General features: G+C 64.6%; 22 protein-coding genes. 16 read left to right on the top strand and 6 right to left on the bottom strand.

Translation table 11 applies throughout. The features are described 5' to 3' along the window. A partial coding sequence (locus P8Y39_07115) for a protein kinase (GenBank protein ID MEJ2192109.1) occupies positions 1-2,328 on the top strand: 2,328 nt, incomplete at its 5' end. A gap of 101 nt (positions 2,329-2,429) precedes the next feature. Then, on the top strand, positions 2,430-2,639 hold the full coding sequence (locus P8Y39_07110) for a hypothetical protein (protein MEJ2192108.1): 210 nt from the start codon (positions 2,430-2,432) through the stop codon (positions 2,637-2,639). On the opposite strand, the gene P8Y39_07105 is transcribed toward P8Y39_07110, so the two are convergent. From P8Y39_07105 to P8Y39_07095, 3 genes are read right to left on the bottom strand one after another with little or no spacing between them, the layout of a single operon-like run. Next, positions 2,626-3,168: a GNAT family N-acetyltransferase gene (locus P8Y39_07105; protein MEJ2192107.1), complete on the bottom strand. Its 543-nt coding sequence runs from the start codon at positions 3,166-3,168 to the stop codon at positions 2,626-2,628. The two genes, P8Y39_07110 and P8Y39_07105, sit on opposite strands and share 14 nt — an antisense overlap. Positions 3,169-3,223: 55 nt before the next feature. Next, entirely contained in the window at positions 3,224-4,108 is an 885-nt protein-coding gene (locus P8Y39_07100; GenBank protein MEJ2192106.1) for an alpha/beta fold hydrolase, read from the bottom strand. Then, complete coding sequence (locus tag P8Y39_07095; GenBank protein MEJ2192105.1) at positions 4,105-4,710, bottom strand: MarC family protein; 606 nt, start codon at positions 4,708-4,710, stop codon at positions 4,105-4,107. The genes P8Y39_07100 and P8Y39_07095 overlap by 4 nt, the downstream gene beginning before the upstream one ends. Before the next feature lie 168 nt (positions 4,711-4,878). Here P8Y39_07095 and P8Y39_07090 point away from each other — a divergent pair, with 168 nt between their 5' ends. Further along, on the top strand, positions 4,879-5,721 hold the full coding sequence (locus P8Y39_07090; protein MEJ2192104.1) for a hypothetical protein: 843 nt from the start codon (positions 4,879-4,881) through the stop codon (positions 5,719-5,721). A 7-nt stretch (positions 5,722-5,728) separates the two neighbouring features. On the opposite strand, the gene P8Y39_07085 is transcribed toward P8Y39_07090, so the two are convergent. The 3 genes from P8Y39_07085 to P8Y39_07075 form a co-directional block, all read right to left on the bottom strand. Continuing rightward, positions 5,729-6,340, bottom strand: coding sequence for an outer membrane beta-barrel protein (locus tag P8Y39_07085; protein MEJ2192103.1), 612 nt, complete (start codon positions 6,338-6,340; stop codon positions 5,729-5,731). Positions 6,341-6,479: 139 nt separating this feature from the next. Next, positions 6,480-7,118: an outer membrane beta-barrel protein gene (locus P8Y39_07080; protein MEJ2192102.1), complete on the bottom strand. Its 639-nt coding sequence runs from the start codon at positions 7,116-7,118 to the stop codon at positions 6,480-6,482. Positions 7,119-7,128: 10 nt separating this feature from the next. Beyond that, positions 7,129-7,704 (bottom strand): outer membrane beta-barrel protein, encoded by a 576-nt coding sequence (locus P8Y39_07075; GenBank protein ID MEJ2192101.1) that lies wholly within the window; start codon positions 7,702-7,704, stop codon positions 7,129-7,131. A 131-nt stretch (positions 7,705-7,835) separates the two neighbouring features. Here P8Y39_07075 and P8Y39_07070 point away from each other — a divergent pair, with 131 nt between their 5' ends. The 13 genes from P8Y39_07070 to P8Y39_07010 all read left to right on the top strand — a co-directional run bounded on the left by P8Y39_07070 (position 7,836) and on the right by P8Y39_07010 (position 19,703). Then, positions 7,836-8,459 carry an MBL fold metallo-hydrolase gene (locus P8Y39_07070; GenBank protein ID MEJ2192100.1) on the top strand — a complete coding sequence of 208 codons (624 nt, stop codon included), beginning with the start codon at positions 7,836-7,838 and terminating at the stop codon, positions 8,457-8,459. Between the two features lie 34 nt (positions 8,460-8,493). Then, positions 8,494-9,459 (top strand): biotin--[acetyl-CoA-carboxylase] ligase, encoded by a 966-nt coding sequence (locus P8Y39_07065; protein ID MEJ2192099.1) that lies wholly within the window; start codon positions 8,494-8,496, stop codon positions 9,457-9,459. A 409-nt stretch (positions 9,460-9,868) separates the two neighbouring features. Then, positions 9,869-10,645 (top strand): type III pantothenate kinase, encoded by a 777-nt coding sequence (locus P8Y39_07060; protein ID MEJ2192098.1) that lies wholly within the window; start codon positions 9,869-9,871, stop codon positions 10,643-10,645. Further along, a complete protein-coding gene (locus P8Y39_07055; GenBank protein ID MEJ2192097.1) occupies positions 10,633-11,607 on the top strand; it encodes a galactose-1-phosphate uridylyltransferase in 975 nt (324 codons plus the stop codon). The genes P8Y39_07060 and P8Y39_07055 overlap by 13 nt, the downstream gene beginning before the upstream one ends. A 3-nt stretch (positions 11,608-11,610) precedes the next feature. Continuing rightward, a complete protein-coding gene (locus P8Y39_07050; protein MEJ2192096.1) occupies positions 11,611-12,060 on the top strand; it encodes a universal stress protein in 450 nt (149 codons plus the stop codon). Positions 12,061-12,221: 161 nt separating this feature from the next. After that, on the top strand, positions 12,222-13,037 hold the full coding sequence (locus P8Y39_07045) for an energy transducer TonB (protein ID MEJ2192095.1): 816 nt from the start codon (positions 12,222-12,224) through the stop codon (positions 13,035-13,037). A gap of 66 nt (positions 13,038-13,103) precedes the next feature. Beyond that, positions 13,104-13,991: a tRNA pseudouridine(55) synthase TruB gene (gene truB, locus P8Y39_07040; GenBank protein MEJ2192094.1), complete on the top strand. Its 888-nt coding sequence runs from the start codon at positions 13,104-13,106 to the stop codon at positions 13,989-13,991. A 98-nt stretch (positions 13,992-14,089) separates the two neighbouring features. Continuing rightward, positions 14,090-15,142, top strand: a complete 1,053-nt coding sequence (gene pilM / locus P8Y39_07035) for a type IV pilus assembly protein PilM (protein ID MEJ2192093.1) — start codon at positions 14,090-14,092, stop codon at positions 15,140-15,142. After that, positions 15,139-15,693, top strand: coding sequence for a PilN domain-containing protein (locus P8Y39_07030; protein ID MEJ2192092.1), 555 nt, complete (start codon positions 15,139-15,141; stop codon positions 15,691-15,693). Before pilM ends, P8Y39_07030 begins: the two co-directional genes overlap by 4 nt. Then, positions 15,683-16,279, top strand: coding sequence for a type 4a pilus biogenesis protein PilO (gene pilO / locus P8Y39_07025; protein MEJ2192091.1), 597 nt, complete (start codon positions 15,683-15,685; stop codon positions 16,277-16,279). Before P8Y39_07030 ends, pilO begins: the two co-directional genes overlap by 11 nt. Next, complete coding sequence (locus P8Y39_07020) at positions 16,276-16,743, top strand: pilus assembly protein PilP (protein ID MEJ2192090.1); 468 nt, start codon at positions 16,276-16,278, stop codon at positions 16,741-16,743. Before pilO ends, P8Y39_07020 begins: the two co-directional genes overlap by 4 nt. Next, complete coding sequence (gene pilQ / locus P8Y39_07015; GenBank protein ID MEJ2192089.1) at positions 16,740-18,806, top strand: type IV pilus secretin PilQ; 2,067 nt, start codon at positions 16,740-16,742, stop codon at positions 18,804-18,806. The genes P8Y39_07020 and pilQ overlap by 4 nt, the downstream gene beginning before the upstream one ends. Positions 18,807-18,902: 96 nt before the next feature. Then, positions 18,903-19,703, top strand: a complete 801-nt coding sequence (locus tag P8Y39_07010; protein MEJ2192088.1) for a hypothetical protein — start codon at positions 18,903-18,905, stop codon at positions 19,701-19,703. The last annotated feature ends 253 nt before the right edge of the window (positions 19,704-19,956 follow it).

Below are 19,956 nucleotides of genomic sequence, written 5' to 3'. Positions count from 1 at the left end.
GGCAGGGTGGTCCTTGTGGACATGGACGAAAAGAGCGCGGAGCTTCTGGGGCCCCGGCCCTGGCCGCGCACGGTCATGGCCGACATGCTGGAGCGCCTCTCCGAGGAGGGCGCACGCGCCGTCGTCCTGGACGTCCTGTATGGGGAGAAGCACGACGAGCCGGGCCTCCTCGAGGTGAGAAACGCCCGGCGGGCCATCCGGGAGAAGCCCGGCCTCCTGAACAACGCCGACATCCGCGAGATATACGCCTATCTCGGGGCAGCCGAGGAGCGCTTGGACGGGGACGGACGGCTTCTTCGCGAAACGGCCAGAGGGAAGGTCGTCTACCCCATCGCCCTGCTTCCCGGGAAGACGGAGAAGACGGGGCCCCTGCCGGAGTTTCTCCTTGAGAATTCCCGCACCTTTCCGGAGCCGGAACGCGACATCAGGGCGGACCTCGCCAATCTGCGGAACCCTCTCCGCGAGGGAGCTCCGGAGGAGGTCCGGGGCGTCATCGAGCGTCCCTTTGCCGCCCTGGCCGAGCGGGCGGCGGCCCTGGGCCTGAGGGTGGACGAGGCCGGAGGGCGGTGGGTGCCTCTCCTGGTGCGACACCGGGGGCGGTACCTCCCTTCGCTGGCACTACAGGCCGCTCTGGGGTTTGCGGGCGGTACCTTCGGCGACGTGCAGGTGCAAGAGCGCGACGGCGTGGTGAAGGCTCTTCGCTTCGGCCACTACAGGGTGCCCACCGACGGAGGATACCGCATGGCCCTCGAGCCCGCCCGCGGGCTGCCCCGGTACTCCTTCTCCGACGTTCTGGAAGGCTCGCCGCAGGCGGGCTCGCTCAGGGACAAGCTGGTGTTTGTAGGAAGATCGGGGGACACGTCCCTGGAAGCCGCCGCCCAGGCCGCCGAGAACATCGTCAGGGCCGAGCACATCGTCCGGCCTCCGTGGGCCTTTGGCGTGGAGTGCGGCGTGCTTTTGTACTTCGGGGTCTTCGTCTCCTTCGTCTTCCCCCGCGTCAGGCCCCGGGTGGGGGCGGCCATCGTGCTCCTGTCGCTTCTGCCCTGGCTGGGGGTCTCCTCCATGCTCCTCGTCAGGCAGGGCATCTGGCTCATGGCGGCCACCCCGGCCCTTCTGCTCGGGGCGGGGTTCGTGACGGCCGTTTTCTGGCGGGCCTTCTCCCCGACCTCCCCCCGCGGCGACATGGACGAGACGGTGGAGTCCCACAAGATGCTGGGCCTCTCCCTTCAGAGCCAGGGGATGCTGGACATGGCCTTGGAGAAATTCATGCGATGCCCCGTCAAGGACCGCTCGGTCCGGGAGCTTCTGTATAACCTGGCGCTGGACTTCGAGAGGAAGCGCATGCCCAAAAAGGCAATGCGCGTCTACGAGCACATCCTCACAGCGGGTAAATTCCGGGATGTGAGAGAAAGGCTCGAGAGCCTCATAAACCGGGCTTCCTCCGAGCTTCAGGCGGGCCTGAGGGGAAGCGACTCCACCCTTGTCCCTGCGGGCGAGGGCGGGGTAGCGCCCACTCTGGGGCGCTACGAGGTTCTCAAGGAAATCGGCCGGGGAGCCATGGGCACGGTCTACCTGGCCCGTGACCCCCGGATAAACCGCGAGGTGGCCCTGAAGACCATCGCCCTGGACCACGTGGATGAGGGCGAGGCCGCCGAGGTCAAGAAGAGGTTTTTCCAGGAGGCCTTGGCCGCCGGAAAGCTCTCCCATCCCCACATCATGACCATATACGACGTGGGCGAGGAGCATGACCTGGCCTACATGGCCATGGAGCTTCTGGAGGGCAAGGACCTCTCGGAGCACACCGCCAGGGACAATCTCCTGAGCCCGAAGGAGGCCCTCAAGGCCGCCTCCTCCGTGGCCCAGGCCCTGGAGTACGCCCACCAACGGGGCGTCATTCACCGGGACGTCAAGCCGGCCAACATCATGCTGGCCGGGGACGGCTCCGTGAAGGTGGCCGACTTCGGCATCGCCAGGGTGCTTGAGTCCTCGGGCACCCTCACCGGCACCGTGCTGGGTACGCCGAGCTACATGTCGCCGGAGCAGGTGGCCGGCGAGAAGGTGGAAGGCCCATCGGACTTTTTCTCCCTGGGCGTGGTCCTCTATGAGCTCCTCTCGGGCGAGAAGCCCTTCCAGGGGGACTCCGTGGCCTCGATAATGTACAGCATCTCCCGGGGCTCCTACGTTCCCCTCCGGAAGGTCGCCAGGAAGACCCCGGAGTGCGCCGTGCGCATCGTGGAGAAGCTCCTGTCCAAGAGCCTCAAGAAACGCTACCGGAGCGGCGAGACCCTGGCCAGGGACCTGGAGGCGTGCCTGCAGAGGCTGAAATGACACCCGAGGAATTGACATCGGCCTTTTCCGGGCGGATAATAGAAGGGATTTCTCCGGGAGGGCTTTTGGACGAAAAAACAAGAGAGGTACTCCTCGATAAGATGCCCAATTGCTGGGAATTCAACAGCTGTCCGGACAATTTCTGCGATTCCTGCCCGGCCTATCCCGACCACGGCAAGGAGTGCTGGAAACTGACCGGCACCAAGTGCGCCCGGGGCCAGTACCAGACGACCTCCCTCGCCGAGAAGATCATCTACTGCCGCAACGAGTGCGCGTTCTACAAGAAATACCTGAAGCTCATCTACCGCTGAGAGGCCCTCTCTCCATTACCACCTTCCCTCCTTCTTCCGCTGCTTTCCGAAAGCCCATGCTCCGCAGAAGAGCGATGGAGTCGTGCTTGTCCGGGGGCATCTCGGCCCGGACGGTCCGCACGATGCCTCGCGAGCCGACGTGCCCGAGAAGTATTGAAAGGGCCTCACGCCCGAACCCCCGCCTTCGGTCTCCCGGGCGGAAAAACCCCATGGAGAAGAAGAGGCTCTCCCCTGGGCGGATGTCGTAGAGGCCCAGGAAGCCCAGGGGCATGCTCTCCTCCGGCCTCTCGATGACGTAGCAGACGGGATATGTCCGGCGGACCCGGAGCCAGAAGGAGAGGGCCGACGGGGACCGCAGGGGCCGGGCCGACACGGCCTCCATGAACTCGGGCGTCGTCAGGGGAGGGAGCCTCCAGAGGTCCGCGGGGCTTCGGAGGCGGAGAGAGAGCCTCTCTCCCCTCAGGCGGCGGGGGAACCGCGCGGTGCGCACGCCCAGGGTTGTGAGGATGGAGCCGCCGGAGGGCTGCATATTTCCATTGTACCGCAAAGGCGCGGTCCTCTCACATGTGTCCCGAACGTAAGCCTCAGGAGCACTCTCTCAGTATCCTTTCCAGCACGGCGTCCCGCACCACCCGGTCCACTATCACCGCGGCGTGGTTCAGGGGAAAGTTCAGATGCTCCCGGGCGAAGGGGAGCACGGCGCTTTTGGCGCTGACCAGTCCGTCGCCCATGCCCCGGCGCATCTCCTCCGGAACGGCCCGGTCGGGCAGGATGCGCCCGAGGGCGGCCGGCAGGGAGCTGAGGCCGGGCACGGAAAAGAGCACGGGGCTGGTCCCGCCCACCGAAAGGGCGTAGAGTCCCGGCGGACCTTGCTCCTTCAGGGAGCGGAGGAAATCCGAGCCGGGAAGGAGCTCCCCCACGGCGGTGCTTTCCAGGAAAAGAAGGGTACGCCTCAGGGCCCCGACGAGGCTGCCCTCTCTGCCGGCGGGCATCGCGGGGCGCAGGAGGGAGGCCAGGGGAGAGACGTATTCCGCCCACCGGGCCATGGTGCTCCCCCGGTGCGGCGAGCACAGCGTGACCAGTGCCCGGACGTCCGCGCTTTCTTGGTCCTCTAGGTACCGCCGTGCCAGGAGCCCGCCCCTGCTGTGGCCGATGAGGACGATGCCCGCGGGTTTCCTTTTCCGGGCCTCCCGGACGACCCGGGTGAGCTCTTCCAGGGCGGCCTCCGCCGGGCCCACCGGCCGCGACTGGCTCCAGGCCATCACGGTAAAGCCCCGGGCGGCCAGGTCGTGGTACAGGGTGTCCAGGCGCTCGTAACCCCTCAGAAGCACGGTGACCCTGGCCATCCCGCCCAGGACCCTGGCCTCCTCCGGAGCGGTCCAGATGTGCTTGCTCATGCCCAGGCCGTGGACGAAGACGCAGGCCGGCTTCCGGGGGCTGCCGGCCAAAACGGCGAGGTCAAGGCTCATGTCAACTTCGCGATATAGCCCGCCACGCCCAGGCGTATCATCATCACGGCGATGGAGGCGAGGAGGATGGCCATGATTTTCGAAAGTGCGGCAACGCCCCCCGTGCCCAGAAACTCCACGATGCGGGCGGCGAAGGAAAGGGAGGCCCAGAGGACCAGGAAATTGAGGGTCAGGGCCGTCATGGTGGCGGCCATCCCGTAATGGTCCACCAGGACCAGGATGGAGGTGAGGACGGCGGGCCCCGCGATGAGCGGTACGCCGATGGGCACCACCCCCATCACCTGCGAGGAGGCGAGCTTTTCCTTGTACTCGGTGCTGGTGAGGTCCAGGATGGCCAGCACCAGAAGGAGCAGGCCGCCGGCTATCTTGAAGTCGTTGACCGTGATGCCCAGGACGCCGAAGATGAGCTCCCCCAGGGCGGCGAAGGCGAAGCTCACCACAAGGGCCGTAACCAGGGACTGCCGTATTATCCCCCGCTTCCGCTCCCTCGTCGCCCCGCTCGTCAGGGACATGAAAAGGGGCAGGAGCCAGAAGGGGTCGATGGCCACGAAAAGGGGGATGAAGGTATTGGGGAGCTTTGAGAGGAATCCCTGGATGTCCATACCGGCAATTATACTACGGGAAGCACGATATGGTGCACATGTCCGGCGCCGGAATCGAGTGAAAAACAAGGTTTTTCCCTTGTGTATTGGTTTTCCTTGCGCCTCGTCTTTTCCCTGTGAAGATATAAAGGCTAACCGGCAGCCGCGAAGCTGGTATCATAGGGCGGAATGGCCGAAAGGGGTTTCATAGACCTGCACACCCACGGGTGGAGCCGGTGGGACACCCGCGGCGGGAGCGCCGAGGCCATTTGCGCCCTGGCCGAGGCCCAGGGCGCGGCGGGGGCCGCGGCCATACTGCCCACCGTGTACGCCGCCCCGGTACAGGTGATGCGGCGCAACGTCCGCTCCATAGCCCTGGCCATGCAGATGAAGCCCCGGGCGGGGGCCGCCCGCATCCTGGGCGCCCATCTGGAGGGGCCCTTCCTGAACCCCTCGAGGGCGGGCGCCTTGAGGAAGGAGGCCTTTGTGCCGCCCTCCCTGAGCGTGCTCAAGGGACTCCTGGGAGGGTTCGAAGACGTGGTGCGGGTCATCACCGTGGCTCCGGAGCTCAAGGGAGCCCCCGGGGTCATCGAGCGGTGCGCCTCCCTGGGCATCAGGGTCAACATGGGGCACTCCGAGGCCACCTGGAAACAGGCCCTCCGGGGCAAGGAAGCCGGTGCCGCGGGGGTCACCCACCTGTTCAACGCCATGCGCCCCTTCCACCACCGGGAGGCGGGACTGGCGGGGCTGGGGCTTCTGGACGAGGAGCTTTACGTGGAGGTGATAGCCGACGGGGTGCATCTGAGCGCAGAGGCCTTGAGGCTCGTCTTCAGGGTGAAAAGGCCCGAGCGCATACTCCTTGTGTCGGACTCCATAAAAGGCCCCATGTACCGGGGCAAGGTGCTTCAGGGAAGCACGAAGCTCCTCCCGGAGGCCTTCTCCGTGCTCGAGCAAGCGGGGGTGGCCCGGAGGCGGATAGCTCTGGCCTCCCGGGAGAACCCCCGCCGCTACCTGGGGCTGCGGTCTCTCTGAGCAGTCGTCAAAAGCGGTACCCGATGACGCCGGAGACCTTGAAGCCGTCGAGGTCCGTATCCACGGGCGCGAAGAACAGGGATATCTCGTCCTCGTCGGTGAAGATATAGGCGCCCTCCACGCCGAAGAAGACCCGGGAGGTAATGTCGGCGGTGACCCCGGCCACCACGTGCCCGCCCAGGGCGACGTTTATGCTCTCGTCGAACTGGCCCGCATCTCTCACTTCCACTTCCTGCACGTACAGGCCGATGCCCACGCCTCCGTAGAGCTCGGCCAGCCCTTCCAGGGGAAGTATGCCCTTCACGGTCGCCTTGAAGGGAACGGCGAAGACGTTCACGTCTGCCCGGTTGCCGGGGGAGATGAAGAAGTCCCCTTCGCTCTGAAAGTAGCCCACCCCGGCTTCCACGGCGAGGTAGGGCGAATAGTAATGGCCCAGGGCGGCCTCGATATTTACGCCCGTGTCGCCGCCGAAGTGGTCATCCACGTCTCCCGTGGGCTCGTAGGCCCCGAGCTTGAGGGAGACATAGTTTTTGCCCGGCTGGGCCTGCTGGGCCGGTGCGGCGGCGGCCAGCAAGAGCGACAGGACGCCAACGAGCAGAAAAAAAGCCAGATGTTTCATAGCATGTCCTCCAGGTACTGACAAGATTTTATACATGGCGCTTACGCCTCAAAAACGGTTTATTTCAATGCCGGCCGCCGGCACTGTCGCGTCAGTTGCTTAATGCGCCGAGCATGAACGAGCGACGCGGGAAACTCTCCTAGAAACTGAACTTCAGGTTCGCCATGACCATGTAGCCGTTGAGCTTCATCTTCTTGGTCAGGGAAACGCCCCCCACGGTATCCTGATACTCCGCTTTGTCCGTATAGACGTATTTTCCCTCCACGCCCAGGGACAGGGCCGAGGTGACGGCGACGGTCGCACCGGCGGTGGCATGGGCCTCGAAAGCGGCGTCGCCGTCGTCAAACTCGAAGGTGCCCTGCGTGGCGGAGGCCGTGGTCCCCTGAAAGCGCGAGAAATACACGCCCACGCCCGCACCCCCGTAAAGGGAGGTCCACTGGCAGGGGTAGGTGGCCAGGAACGTGACCGTCACAGGGATGGCCCAGAGGTCGTTATCCTCCCGGAAAGAGCCCAGGGCCGGGCTCCGGCCCTCCTTCTGGCCTTCGAGGAAGAAGAAACCGGCGGCCGCCTCCAGGGAGAAGTGCTCCGAGTAGGCGTAGCCCAGGGCGGCCTCGCCGTTGTAGCCCGTGTCGAAGCCCGCGTCGGACAGGTCGCCCGCGGGGATGAAGAGGCCGCCCTTGAGGCTCATGTAGGGCCCCTGCTCCTCTGCCGGGGCGGCATCGGCCATGAAGACCCCGGCCAGAAGGAAGATAAGGAGCAGCGGAAGGCCTCTTTTCATCTCTCCGCCCTCAGAAGCGAAAGCCCAGCGTCGCGGAGGCCGTGAAGCCGTTTATGTTCAGCTCCAGGGGGATCGCATCATCGAGGTCCGCTTCCTCGGTGAGGGTGTACTTGCCCTCGACGCCCATGAAGACATAGTCGGTCAGAAAATAATGGGCGCCGGCCATGACATGCCCTCCGGCCAGGGCGTCCCTGTCCTTCACCGCCGGGGCGCCGGAGAAGTCGAAATGGACGAAGTACACGCCGCCGCCCAGCCCCGCGTAGGCCTCGAGCCTCCCCAGGGTATAGCTCCCCCGGGCCGTTACGGTGAGAGGGACGGTCCAGACCGTGGAGTCCGCCCCGTCCTCGTCGGTCTCGGTCCGGAAATACCCGGAGCCCAGCTCCAGGGAAAAGTAACGGTTCAGGTAGTGCCCCACCGCCATCTCCCCGTTGAACCCCGCGTCAAAGCCCAGGTCCTCCAGGTCGTCCGTGGGGAACAAGCCCCCGGCCTTGAGGACGAAGTAATTCGCACTTTCCTCGGCCCCTCTTGCCTGAAGCGGGCTCACCAGGAATGCCATCGCCGCGAAGGCCAAGAGGCAGTATCTCATTGCCCGGTCTCCTTTTCGCATTCATAAAGAGTATGCTCCGTCCCCGCGATTGTCAATGGCTTTTTTGGGAGACGGCGGAGCCTCCTGTGATATAATCTGCCCAGAAGAACGCTTTCCCAGGGGGGCCGGACATGGTCGAGAACATCCACTGGCTTGGGCACGACAGCTTCAAGGTCGTCGGAGAGAAAGTCATCTATACGGACCCCTTCAGGCTTTCCGCCGAGGCCGGGGACGCCGACATCATCCTCGTCACGCACGAACATTACGACCACTGCTCCCCCGAGGACGTGGCCCGGGTGCAGGGCCCCAACACCGTCATCGTCACCACGGAGGACTGCGCGGGGAAACTGGGCGGATACATAAAGACCGTGAAGCCCGGGGACCGTCTGAGCGTGGAGGGCGTGGATATCGAAGTCGTGCCCGCGTACAACGTGGACAAGAAGTTTCATCCCCGGTCCATGGGATGGGTGGGTTTCGTCTTCACGGTCGGGGGTCAGCGCATCTACCTGGCCGGCGACACCGACTACATCCCGGAGATGAAGGACATCCGGTGCGACATCGCTCTCCTGCCCGTCTCGGGCACCTATGTGATGACGGCCGAAGAGGCGGTGCAGGCCGCCCTGGACATCAAGCCCCGGGTGGCCATCCCCATGCATTTCGGCTCCATCGTGGGCGACAGGACGGACGCGGAAAAGTTCAGGGAAGCCCTCCAAGGCAAGATGGAGGTGGTCGTCCTGGAGCCCGAGGCGTCCTGACCGCACAAGGGGCCGGGCGCACCCGCGCCGCGCGATGAAAGCCTCCCACTCCGAGCCGCTCCTTCGGATTTTTCTCCGGGACAGGGAAAAACATCACTCGGGCGAGGCCCTCGGAAGGGCCCTGGGGGTCTCGCGTGCCGCCCTCTGGAAGAGGGTGGAGGCCCTGAGGGGCGAGGGGTTTTCCATCGAGGCCCTCCCGGGGAAAGGCTACAGGCTCGCCTCCGCCCCGGACCTTTCGGCCCGCGAGGTGAGGGCCCTCCTTGCGGCGCCGCATCCGGTGCTCCTTTTCGATGAGGTGGGCTCCACCAACGACGTGGCCCTGGCCCGCGCCCTGGGCGGGGCGCCCCACGGTACCGTGGTCATGGCCCACGGCCAGAGCGAGGGCAGGGGACGGCGGGGCCGCCGCTGGTTTTCCCCGCGGGGCGAGAACCTTTACATGAGCGTGGTCCTGAGGCCCCGGATGGCGCCCCGGGAGGCGGGGCTTCTCACCCTGGCGGCCGCGGTGGCGGCGGCCGGGGCCCTCAGGGAGGCCTCGGGGCTGGATATACGCATAAAATGGCCCAACGACCTCGTGGTCTCCGGCCGGAAACTGGGGGGCATCCTCCTTGAGATGCGCACCGACCCGGAGCGCGTCCTCACCGCCGTAGCGGGCATCGGGGTGAACGTCAACGGCGCGGAGTTCCCCCCCGACATCGCCCCCACTGCCACGTCCCTTCTCCTTCAATCCGGACGGAGGTTCCGGCGCGCGCCTCTGGCGGCGGCCATCGCCAACGCCCTCATCAAGGAGCTGAAGGCCCTCTCCGAAGAAGGGGGCGGGCCGCTTCGCACGCGGTGGCGTGCCCTCTCCTGCACCCGGGGCCGCAAGGTGCGCGTCCAGTCCGTTGAGGGCACATTGGAGGGGACGGCCCTGGACATAGACGGTGAAGGCCGTCTCCTGGTGAGGACTCCGGAAGGCGAGGTGCAAAGCGTCAGCTCGGGCGACGTCGTCATGCTCCGCTGACGGACCACCCTCTTGCCAACCGGTTAGCCCCAACCAGTTGGTCCTCACCAGTCGGCCCTGACCGTTAGCCCCAACCGGTTAGAACCTATCTCAAAATCCCCATTTCACGTTCAACGTGTCTTCCGTGTCATTCCCGCGAAGGCGGGCATCCAGGCTTTTCAAGCCTTTCTGGATGCCCGCTTACAGTCCGCGGGCATGACGGCATAGATGAGTCAATTTTGAGACAGGTTCTAGTCTTAACTATGGCCTTGAAGCCTCGCGAAAAAATTCTTTCGAGGCGGGTTCGCCCGCATTGCCGTTTCGATTGTCCTGTCGCTCCGGCCCGTTGGCTGGTCGCTCCGGACCGTGTCCGGCGGGCAGCGCCCGGTGCGGTTCGAAAAGAGCCTCCGGGCCCGAGTATAATGAAAGAATGTCCGTTTTGGCCATCGACATAGGGAATTCCTCCATCAGGATGGGCCTTCCGGGCGCCGCCTTCAGGGCGGAGGCCTTTCCCCGGGCCGGCAGGGAGGCGCAGGAATGGGCAAATCTGATAAGAAAATTTCTTGGCGCCACCGTCCCCGCAGGGGCCGCCGTCTCCTCCGTCGTCCCGGAGCTGACGGGGATTTTCCTCCAGGGGGTTGAGCGCGTTTTGGGCGTGCGTCCCCTGCTCGTAAGCTACAGGGATGCCGGGGCCCTTCTGGCTTTCGACCTCAAAGAGCCCGAGGCGGTGGGCATGGACAGGGTGGCCGCGGCAGTGGCCGCCGCGGCCCTCCTTGGCCCCCCGGTGGCCGTGGTGGACGTGGGGACCGCCACGACCGTGAATTTCGTAACCCCCGCGAGGGGTGGAAGCTCTTTGGGCGTCTACCGGGGAGGAGCCATCCTGCCGGGGGTGGACCTCATGGCCCGGTCCCTGGCGGAGGGGACCGCGCAGCTCCCCCGGGTGCGGCCCGGCAGGGCAGGCGCCGCGGTGGGCAGGGACACGAAAGAGAACATCCTCTCTGGTATCATATATGGGACGGCAGGGGCTGTGGAGAAGGTCATCGAGGTCGCGGAGCGGGAGACGGGAGAGGCCTACACGGTGGTTGTCACCGGAGGGGCTGCCGGCCTGGTGGCGCCCCTCCTCCGGAGGGTGGATGCCCTGGAGCCCTGGCTCACGCTCAAGGGGCTCGGACTCATCTACGAGAAGGTGCAAACGTGCATGAGCTGAGGAAAGACCCCCTCATCGGCCGGTGGGTGGCCGTGCTCGGCGACTCCTGGGAGCCGGGGGCCTATGAGAGCCTGAAAAGAAGGACGGAAGAGGCGGCCCCCTGTCCCCTCTGCCCCGGCGGCGACAGCCTGGAGGAGGTGGCCTCGCTGGGGGCCGTGCGGGTCGTGAGAAGCCCCGCCCCGGTGCTTTTCCCCCACGGCGACCTCGGCAGGCGCGGGGTGGGCATGTATGACAGGATGAACAGCATCGGGGTCACGGAAATCGTCATCGAGAGCCCCGAGCACGACCGCCAGACCGAGGACCTGGGCAGCGAGCACATGCGCACGGTCATCCACATGCATCGCGAGCGCATGATGGCCATAGGGGAGGACGAGCGCATCCGCTACATCCTCGTCTCCAAGAGCGTGGGGGTCCTGGCGGGGTCGGTCAATTCCCACCCCCATTCGCAGATACTGGCCGCTCCGGTCATCCCCCTGAGGATAAAGACCGAGCTGGACGGGGCCAAGGAATATTACTCGTACAAGGACCGGTGCATCTTCTGCGACATGAGGGACGAGGAAGCCCGAAGCGGGGAGCGGGTCATTCTGGAGACCGAGCACTTCATGGCCTTCTGCCCCTATGCCTCGAAGTTCCCCTTCGAGTTCTGGGTCATCCCCAAGAGGCACACGTGCGCTTTCCGCGACATCACCGGCCAGGAGGTGGCCGATCTCGGCGGCGTGATGGCCACCCTCCTCGGGCGGATGAAGACCGTCCTTCAGGGGCCTTCCTACAGTTACGTTCTCCATACCGCTCCCAACCGGATTCCCCGGAGAAACCACTGGCACACCCTGGGGGAGGACTACCACTGGCATATCGAAGTGGCCCCCCGGCTCCTGAGGGCGTCGGGCTTCGAGTGGGGCTCGGGTTTCTACGTGTTGAACACCTCGCCGGAGGACGCCGCCGGGTACCTGAGGGAGGGATGAGAGATGCGGATAAGGAAAATCCTCTGTCCCGTCGATTTCTCCGAAGCATCGGGGGACGCCGCCCGGTATGCCCGGGACCTGGCCGAGCACTATGGTGCGCAGGTCGTGGTCATACACGTGATTTACGACATCCAGGCGGACACGGGCTGGTACTCCCTGAGCGTGGATACCGTCGAACTTTACCGCGACATGGAGCGGGCCGCCCGGGAGGAGTTCGAGCGCTTCAAGAAGCAGTACTTCGAGGGCTTCCAGGACGTCCAGTACGTGCAGCTCAGGGGAACGCCGGACGAGGAGATCGTCAATTGGGCCGCCCACAACGGGGCGGACCTCATCGTGATGGGCACGCACGGGCGCAAGGGACTTGACCGGGTGCTTTTCGGAAGCACCGCTTCAAAGGTCGTGAGGTACGCCCCCTGCCCGGTGATGACGGTGCGGGCGCCCTCCGGTTCGTGACCCCGGGCCGAGGCCCGCCGGGTTAAGGAAGTCGTACGCTGAAACAGAAAAGAAGACTCAACCTGACAGCATATGTCCTCATCTCCCTTCTGGTGCACTTTGCTGCTTTGTGGGCGGTATCTCACGTAAAGCCCAAGAGCCCCGAGAAGGAGGAAGCCTACGTGGTGCGGCTCGTGGAGCCGCCGCCCGAGGAGGCCCCGCCGCCCCCGCCGCTTCGTCAAGCCCGGCCCGTCGTCCCGGGCAGGATACCGCCCAGCCCGAAGGAGGAGCCCCCGCCCACGGTGATGCGCTCCCCCGGGGGCGGTACGCTCAAGACCCCACCCAGGGAACAGCCCAAAAGCCCTCCGCCGCCCGAGGCCAAGCGCGCGGCGCCGAAGCCCGAGGAGGCCCCTCCCCTGCCCCGGGGCAAGAAGCCGGCCGCCGCCCCGAAGGAGGCCACCGGAAAGGAAGCCCCCGCGGCGGAGAAGCCGGCACCGAAAGAGAAGATGGCGCAAGAGGAAGCGGCACGGAAGGCTCCAGAGAAAAAGAAGGAAGAGAAGCCCCCGGAGAAAGCCCCCCCTGGCAGGGAATGGCTTTTCGACCCCGAAATCCTCGCCAAGGCCTCCAACGGGCCGGCCCAGAAGTCTCCCCCCGGCCAGGGAGACCATGCCGTTACCCTGAGCACCGAGGGGTTCATGTACCGGGGCTATATGGAGAGGCTCCGGGAGAAGATAGAAGGCGTGTGGGTCTACCCCCGGGAGGCCGCCGAAAGGGGCGTTTACGGCGACCTGGTGATACGTTTCGTCATCAGAAAGGACGGCTCCCTGGGCAGCGTGAAGTTGGTGAGGACCTCGGGATACGACATGCTGGACAGGGCCGCCGTCAAGGCCCTCCGGGACGCGGAGCCCTTCTGGCCGCTGCCGGACGTCTGGAAGGAAGACTCCTATACCGTTACGGGGCATTTCGTCTATTCCCTTTACGGAATCCGCCTGCGCTGATTTCTTTTTCTCAGTGACAAAATTTGTGACCTTGCTCATGGAATCGCCACGGAGGGGCAGCCTACAATGATGCCAGTGCATGTTGTGGTCAACCTGGATAAGCCGGGGGGCATTACCTCCCATGATGCGGTGGCGAAGGTGAAGCGGAGCCTCCGCGTCAAGAGGGCCGGGCACGCCGGAACCCTCGACCCCATCGCCACGGGCGTGCTCCTGGTGTGCGTGGGAGAGGCCACCAAGGTGAGCCGCTTTCTCATGGACCTCGGCAAGGAGTACCTGGCCACGCTGAAGTTCGGAGAGCGCACCGACACCCTGGACTCTCAGGGCCGGGTCATCGAGCGCGTCGAGGGCATGGTGGTGGAGCGCGAGGACGTCGAGCGGGTCCTTCGGGGGTTCCGCGGCACCGTCACGCAGAAGCCCCCCATGTATTCGGCCGTCAAGGTCTCGGGCACTGCCCTGCACAAGCTCGCCCGCAAGGGCCTCGACGTGCAGAGGCCCTCAAGAACGGTCACCATTCATGACATCCGGGTTGAGGACATGGATTTTCCCTTCCTCACCCTCCGGGTCTCCTGTTCCCGCGGCACCTACATCCGCACCCTGGTGGACGACATCGGCCGCGCCCTGGGCACCGTGGCCCACATGACGGCCCTCCGCAGGACCCGCGTGGGAAGCTTCCGCGCCGAGGAGGCCGCAGGGCCCGGGGAGCTTCCGGAGAAGGCGGAGGCCATGTACTCCGTGGACGCCGCGCTTTCGCATCTTCAAGCGGTCGCCCTCGGCGAGAAGGACTACGCGGCGGCCCGGCACGGGCGGCCCGTCCGCGCCGGGGAGTACGGCAGATATGAGGACGGCCAGTTTCTAAGGCTCAAGGGCCCCGGGGGCGCTCTGTTTGCGGTGGGCAGGGCCCAGGAGGGCCTCCTCCGGGTGGAAAGGATGCTGCACCTGGAGGGACAGGGTTAAACCAATGGATGAAGAACACGCTGATATGGCCCTATATTTTCTGGCAAAATCGTATGGAAAAACCTTGACAACCCCGGACGGATTTGTTTTTATAGACGATGCTTATAAAAAGTAGAGATACGATAGGGCTGGACATCGGGTCCAGTTTCCTCAAGGTGGTGCAGCTCAAGGAGAAGCGCAACGGCTACGAGCTGGAGGCCTTCGACATGCTGCCCCTGCCGCCGGAGCTCATCGTGGACGGCTCCATCATCGACTCCCTCCGCCTGGTGGAGGCCGTCAAGGAGATTCTGAAGAAGGCCAGGGTCAAGTCCAAGAACTGTGCCCTGGGCATCGCCGGGCACGCCTCGGTCATCATCAGGCGCATCTCGCTGCCGGAGATGTCCGAGGAGGAGCTCAGCGAGTCCATCCGGTTCGAGGCCGAGCAGTACGTGCCCTTCGACCTGGACGACGTCAACATCGATTTTCAGATCCTGGGCCCCAAGGAAGAGCCCGGGCAGATGGAAGTCATCCTGGTGGCCGTCAAGAAGGACATCATCAACGAGTACCTGGCCGTGGTGCGGGACGCCGGCCTGAACGCCGCAGTCGTGGACATCAACTCCTTCGCCCTGGGCAACATGTACGAGATCAACTACGAGGTGGAGCCCGGCCGCAACGTCGCCCTGGTGAACATCGGCGCCAGCACCCTGAACCTCAACGTCCTGAAGGGAAGCACATCCATCTTCACCCGGGACAGTTCCGTGGGCAGCAACACCCACACGGAAGCCCTTCAGAAGGAATTCGACGTCACTTTCGAGAACGCCGAGCGCCTGAAGATGGGCGGGGCCGTGCAGGGCGTCTCCTCCGAGGAGGTGCAGAGCGTCCTGTCGGCGGCCTCCGACGAGATAGCGGCCGAGATAGCGCGCTCCCTGGAGTACTTCAGGAGCGCGGCGGCCCAGGAGGAGGTGCACGAGGTGGTCCTCAGCGGCGGCGGCGCCCTGGTCAAGGACTTTCCCCAGGTCCTGAGCCAGCGGGTCGGCCTCGAGGTGCTCATCGCCAACCCCTTCAAGAACGTCCACGTCCCCGGCAAGTTCGATGTCGGCTACATCGAGGATGTCTCCTGCATGGCCGCGGTGGCCGTGGGTCTTGCCATACGGAGGGCCGGAGACAGATGATACGCGTCAACCTTCTTCCCATCAAGAGAAAGAAGAAGCCGAAGCCCGTTCCCACGTTCATCGTGGCGGCCCTGTTCCTCGCCCTGGGGGCGGCCATCCTGGGGGTGGGCGCGAGCGTGTTCCTGGGCTCCAGGATAGAGGCCCTGGAGCAGCAGAAGAAGGCCAACGCCCGGAAGATAGCGGAGCTGGACAAGAAGATAGCCGAGGTCAAGGGCTACGAGAAGCTCAACAGGACCTTCACCCAGAGAAAACACATCATCGAGCAGCTCAGGCACAACCAGAGCCTCCCGGCCCGGGTCCTTGACGAGATGGCCCAGCGCCTCTCCAACGGCGTCTGGCTGACCGCGGCCAGCATCAGCGGCAACAAGGTCAACATAAGCGGCGTGGGCTTCTCCAACGCCGACATCGTCAACTACGTGCAGAGCATGAAGGATTCGGCCCTTTTCACCAACGTCACCCTGCTTGAGTCCGTCAAGGCGACGCTGTCGGGCGTTGCGGCCTACAAGTTCAAGATGACCTTCGGCATCGTCAAGGAGACCAATGGCGCTTAACGTGGATACGGCAAGGCTTCAGAAGCTCCCCAAGGCGGCGCGCATCGCCCTGGAGGTGGCCGCCGTGCTCGTTGTGCTGGTGCCTTTCATCTTCCTGAGCATCCTTCCCAAGCACAAGCAGATAGGGGCCCTCAAGCAGCAGATATCCGCGCAGGAGAAGGACATAGCCAAGAAGCAGTCCATGGCCGCGCAGCTCGATGAGCTGAAGGCCAAGAACGCCGAGCTCAAGGCGAAGCTCAGGGAACTGGAGGAGCAGCTGCCGGAGGAGAAGGAGATATCCTCCCTTCTGAGGCAGGTCTCGGACCTGGGCCTGGAATCGGGGCTTCAGATACTGCAGTGGCGGCCGGCCCAGAGGCGGAAGCACGCAAGCGGCGTCGTTTATGAGATACCGGTCAAGGTCTCCATGAAGGGCAGCTATCACAAGCTGGGCACCTTCTTCGCGAGGCTGACGCGCCTGAACCGCATCGTCAACATATCCAACATCCAGCTCGGGTCCCCGAGGCTCGCGGGGAAGGAAGCGGAGCTCAGCATCGGTTTCTCCGCCGTGACCTTCACGGCCGTCAGCGAAGGAGGTCTGGCCAAATGAGAAAGCTTCGGGCAATGGCCGTCCTGGCTCTCCTCATGGCCCTGAGCGCGCAGGCGCTGGGGACCGGCGCGGGAGCGCAGAGCGACTCCTTCGAGATCCGCAAAGACGCCTACCGTTACAAGTCGGCCAACAAGAGGGATCCCTTTGTCTCCATCGTCCAGGCCGCCAAGCTCAAGCGCGAGAAGGAAGCGTCCAAGGGCCTTTTCCCCTTGGAGGAGTATGACCTGAGCCAGATGAAGGTCCGGGCCATCATCAAGGACCCTCGGAGACACTATGCCCTGGTGACGCTTCCCGACGGGAAGTCCTATACGGTGACGGAGGGCATGTCCATGGGAATACACGGAGGCACCGTTCAGCGGATTACCCTGGAGAAAATTGTCGTCAGAGAGATGGTTGCCGACTATAAAGGAGTGGTGAAGCCGCTCGACACGGTACTGAGACTCCGCTCAGAGGAGGTACAATGATCAGGAGAGCCGTTTTCCTTTTTCTCATATTCCCAGTCCTCATCCTCTCGGGGTGCGCCACCACCGGGGGTCCGGGAGCCGGGTCGAAGGGGCTGCAGGCCGTCCACGCAACCGGCGTCGAGGTGCGCGACAACGCCGTCGAGCTGACCATGGACGGCGACTTCCCCTCATCGTACACCGTCTATAAGCCCGACGACCCCTTCACCGTCGTGGTGGACATGCCCGGTGTGCAGATGGGCAAGGCGCCCGCGGAGACGCAGTCCGAAAAGAAGGGCATCTCGGAGGTCCGGCTCTCCGAGGTCCAGGAGCCGTCCCGGCATCTGAGGATGGAGGTGCTCCTCACCGAGCCCGCCGAGCTTCTGCCCCGGAAGGAGGGCAACGCCCTTGTTCTGGCGGTGGCCGGCACTGAACCCGGTCCCGAGCAGATGATGGGCGCCTCGTCCTCCGGCGAGACCCCGGAGGACCCGGCCACGGCCATAACGGACATCTCCTTCAGGGTTTCGGAGAAGACGCTGAAGCTCATCATCAAGGGCAACGGAAGGCTGGAGTCACAGATATTCACCCTGGACGACCGGATAATCGTGGACATCCCGGATGTCGCCATGGAGGCGTCCATTCCCGATAAGGTGCTCAAGCCCGTCACGGCCATCCGCACCGGGGCGTACGACGGCAAGACGCGCATCGTCGTGGAGGTGGAGGAAGGGACGGAGTTCGCGGCCAAGGGAGGCGACGGGGCCGTGGTACTGGCCATCCCCCTGAAGGTCCAGCTGCCGGAGGCCGAAATCACGGAGGCCGAGGAGCTCGCCGCGCCTCCGCCCGAGCAGGAGAAGGAGGCGCCCAAGCCGCTGCACCGGGAGTACACGGGCAAGCTCATTTCCCTGGATTTCCAGGATGCCGACATCGTCCCCATCTTCAGGTTCATCGGCGATGTGGCGGGCGTTAACGTCGTCATCCATCCCAGCGTGAAGGGCAAGATAACCCTGAAGCTCCTGAACGTGCCCTGGGACCAAGCCCTGGACATCGTCCTGGAGATATCGAATCTTGGGAAGTCCTTTGAGGACAACATCCTGAAAATCGCTCCCAACGAGGTCTTCACGAAGCAGAAGGAAGAGGAGGCCCGGCTCAAGGGCGCCCGCGTCAAGGCCGCCAGGCTGGTCCAGCATGCCATCCACCTCAAGCACATAGACGCCAACGACCTGGAGAAGCGCCTGCAGGAGTCCAAGGCCCTGAGCCCCCGGGGAACCGTGCGGATAGACGAGCGGACCAACACACTCATCGTCAACGACACGGAGGAGAACATAAAGGATATCCTGGAGCGCGAGGTCCCCTTCTGGGATACGCCGGAGCACGGCGTCCTTCAGGTGATGATCGAGGCCAAGATCGTGGAGGTCAGCACCAATACCACGCGGCAGCTGGGCATCCGCTGGGGCGGCTCCTTCGACGAGTCGGCCCTGGGCTTCACCAGCAACCCCACACAGGTGGATTTCTCCGTGAACACCCCCGTCAGAGCAGCGGGCCCCGCCGCAGTTGCCCCGGGCAGCATCATAAGCGTCGGCTATACGGACACCGTGTCGGTGAACCTTTCGCTGGAGGCCCTGGAGACCGTGAGCAAGGTGAGGAACCTGGCCAACCCCAAGGTCCTCACCATAGATAAGCAGCCGGCCTCCATCAAGCAGGGCGTGCAGATTCCCTTCTCCACGGTGAGCTCGGAGGGGACGAAGACCGAGTTTCAGGAGGCCACGCTCAGCCTGGAGGTCACCCCCGAAATCCAGCCCAACGGCATCCTCAAGCTCCAGGTGATGGCCAAGAACGACAGGCCCCAGCAGGTGGCCGACCAGACGGGCATCAACAAGCAGGAGATCAAGACGCAGGCCCTGGTGAAAGACGGCGAGACCCTCGTGCTGGGCGGCATCTACACCAGCACCGAGGAAGAGCAGATAGACCAGGTCCCCATCCTGGGGAGGATTCCCCTCTTGGGCTGGCTCTTCAAGGTCAAGCGGACCAACGTCAACCCCCGGGAGCTGCTTATCTTCATCACGCCGAAAATAGTGGGGGATGGGTAGTCCGCGCGGCAGGACGCCCTCCCTTTTGCGCCCGAGGCGGCAGCCTCCCTTTCATAACCCCTGTGCTATAATGGGTCTCCGGAAAAGGAGGCCCTTATGTTTCGTCCCGGACGTTTTGTCCCGGCCGTGGTGCTTCTGGCCGCGGCCCTCGGGGCCGGGCTTGCGGGCTGCGGCCCCGCAAGCGAGACCAACACCGAGGTGCACGCCAGCGTGCGGCCGGAGGCCCTGGTCATCAACGTCTGCACGCTTACGGACGTGGGCGCCATCGCCAACATAACCGCCCGGGTGATAGACGAAGAGCTTCCCGAAAACACCCTCGCCCTGGAGGGTTACACCCTGGAGTTCCGGCCCGCGGCCGAGGGGGCCCCGCCCATTGCGGGAGGGACATTCGGCGAGACGAGCGTCCTTCCGGTAAGCGACCTTCCGGTCGTCTTCGTGGACCGCGGACGGAAGGCGGCCTTCGACGCGGCGCTTGCAAGCGGGCCGTTCGATCCGTCCTCCGAATTTTTTGACTACACCGTCGTCTATACGTTTTTCGGCAAGGACAGGTTCGGCACCGCCTTCAGCACCCGGGCCGCCACGCCCTTCGGCATGGTCCGCTGCCCCCTGAGCCTCTCTCCTCGGGAGATTAAAGTAACCGGCATTGACAACGGTACATTAGGAGACGACGACCTCTCCGACGATATCACGTTTTATGTCGCGGGGGGAATGGGCTCCTACAGCGTAGTATCCGACAACATCGGCATCATCCAGAGCCCCGGCCCTCTTCCCCCGGATACCTCTTCCTTCACCGTGGACCCCGATGACGTCATGACTCGAACCAATGTGACCCTCACCGTTTCCGACACGGGCAACGGCGACTCGGTGGAAGCGGTGGTCACGGTCACGCAGCCGTAGCAGTCCTTCGACGACCTTCTTCCCCGGGGCGGGGTTTCATGCTAGGTTCTTATCATGCACGCCGTGGAACGGTTTGCCGGGGGTGGAAGGTGCAAGGCATGAAGCCCGGCGGGCCGCGGCCCCGTCTTCCGTGGCAGGTCCTCCTTGCCGAATGCGCAGGCACGGCGCTCCTGGTGGGCGTCGGCCTGTCATTTGTAATCCTGAACTTCGGAAAGGGGAGCCCGGTGGTGGAGATGATATCGCCGGATGGCCC

The organism is Nitrospirota bacterium, assembly GCA_037386965.1.
In the GTDB taxonomy this organism is placed as follows: domain Bacteria; phylum Nitrospirota; class Thermodesulfovibrionia; order Thermodesulfovibrionales; family JdFR-86; genus JARRLN01.
This window is presented reverse-complemented; position numbering and strand designations above follow the sequence as displayed.

What these genes read in the sequence shown, in the direction of transcription:
- P8Y39_07010 (MEJ2192088.1), top strand. Translation starts at nt 18,903, where the DNA reads ATGTTTCGTCCCGGACGTTTTGTCCCGGCCGTGGTGCTTCTGGCCGCG.
- pilQ (MEJ2192089.1), top strand. Translation starts at nt 16,740, where the DNA reads ATGATCAGGAGAGCCGTTTTCCTTTTTCTCATATTCCCAGTCCTCATC.
- pilM (MEJ2192093.1), top strand. Translation starts at nt 14,090, where the DNA reads ATGCTTATAAAAAGTAGAGATACGATAGGGCTGGACATCGGGTCCAGT.
- P8Y39_07065 (MEJ2192099.1), top strand. Translation starts at nt 8,494, where the DNA reads ATGAAAGCCTCCCACTCCGAGCCGCTCCTTCGGATTTTTCTCCGGGAC.
- P8Y39_07085 (MEJ2192103.1), bottom strand. Translation starts at nt 6,340, where the DNA reads ATGAAACATCTGGCTTTTTTTCTGCTCGTTGGCGTCCTGTCGCTCTTG.
- P8Y39_07020 (MEJ2192090.1), top strand. Translation starts at nt 16,276, where the DNA reads ATGAGAAAGCTTCGGGCAATGGCCGTCCTGGCTCTCCTCATGGCCCTG.
- P8Y39_07030 (MEJ2192092.1), top strand. Translation starts at nt 15,139, where the DNA reads ATGATACGCGTCAACCTTCTTCCCATCAAGAGAAAGAAGAAGCCGAAG.
- P8Y39_07110 (MEJ2192108.1), top strand. Translation starts at nt 2,430, where the DNA reads ATGCCCAATTGCTGGGAATTCAACAGCTGTCCGGACAATTTCTGCGAT.
- P8Y39_07050 (MEJ2192096.1), top strand. Translation starts at nt 11,611, where the DNA reads ATGCGGATAAGGAAAATCCTCTGTCCCGTCGATTTCTCCGAAGCATCG.
- P8Y39_07095 (MEJ2192105.1), bottom strand. Translation starts at nt 4,710, where the DNA reads ATGGACATCCAGGGATTCCTCTCAAAGCTCCCCAATACCTTCATCCCC.
- pilO (MEJ2192091.1), top strand. Translation starts at nt 15,683, where the DNA reads ATGGCGCTTAACGTGGATACGGCAAGGCTTCAGAAGCTCCCCAAGGCG.
- P8Y39_07105 (MEJ2192107.1), bottom strand. Translation starts at nt 3,168, where the DNA reads ATGCAGCCCTCCGGCGGCTCCATCCTCACAACCCTGGGCGTGCGCACC.
- P8Y39_07075 (MEJ2192101.1), bottom strand. Translation starts at nt 7,704, where the DNA reads ATGAGATACTGCCTCTTGGCCTTCGCGGCGATGGCATTCCTGGTGAGC.
- P8Y39_07060 (MEJ2192098.1), top strand. Translation starts at nt 9,869, where the DNA reads ATGTCCGTTTTGGCCATCGACATAGGGAATTCCTCCATCAGGATGGGC.
- P8Y39_07080 (MEJ2192102.1), bottom strand. Translation starts at nt 7,118, where the DNA reads ATGAAAAGAGGCCTTCCGCTGCTCCTTATCTTCCTTCTGGCCGGGGTC.
- truB (MEJ2192094.1), top strand. Translation starts at nt 13,104, where the DNA reads ATGATGCCAGTGCATGTTGTGGTCAACCTGGATAAGCCGGGGGGCATT.
- P8Y39_07090 (MEJ2192104.1), top strand. Translation starts at nt 4,879, where the DNA reads ATGGCCGAAAGGGGTTTCATAGACCTGCACACCCACGGGTGGAGCCGG.
- P8Y39_07070 (MEJ2192100.1), top strand. Translation starts at nt 7,836, where the DNA reads ATGGTCGAGAACATCCACTGGCTTGGGCACGACAGCTTCAAGGTCGTC.
- P8Y39_07100 (MEJ2192106.1), bottom strand. Translation starts at nt 4,108, where the DNA reads ATGAGCCTTGACCTCGCCGTTTTGGCCGGCAGCCCCCGGAAGCCGGCC.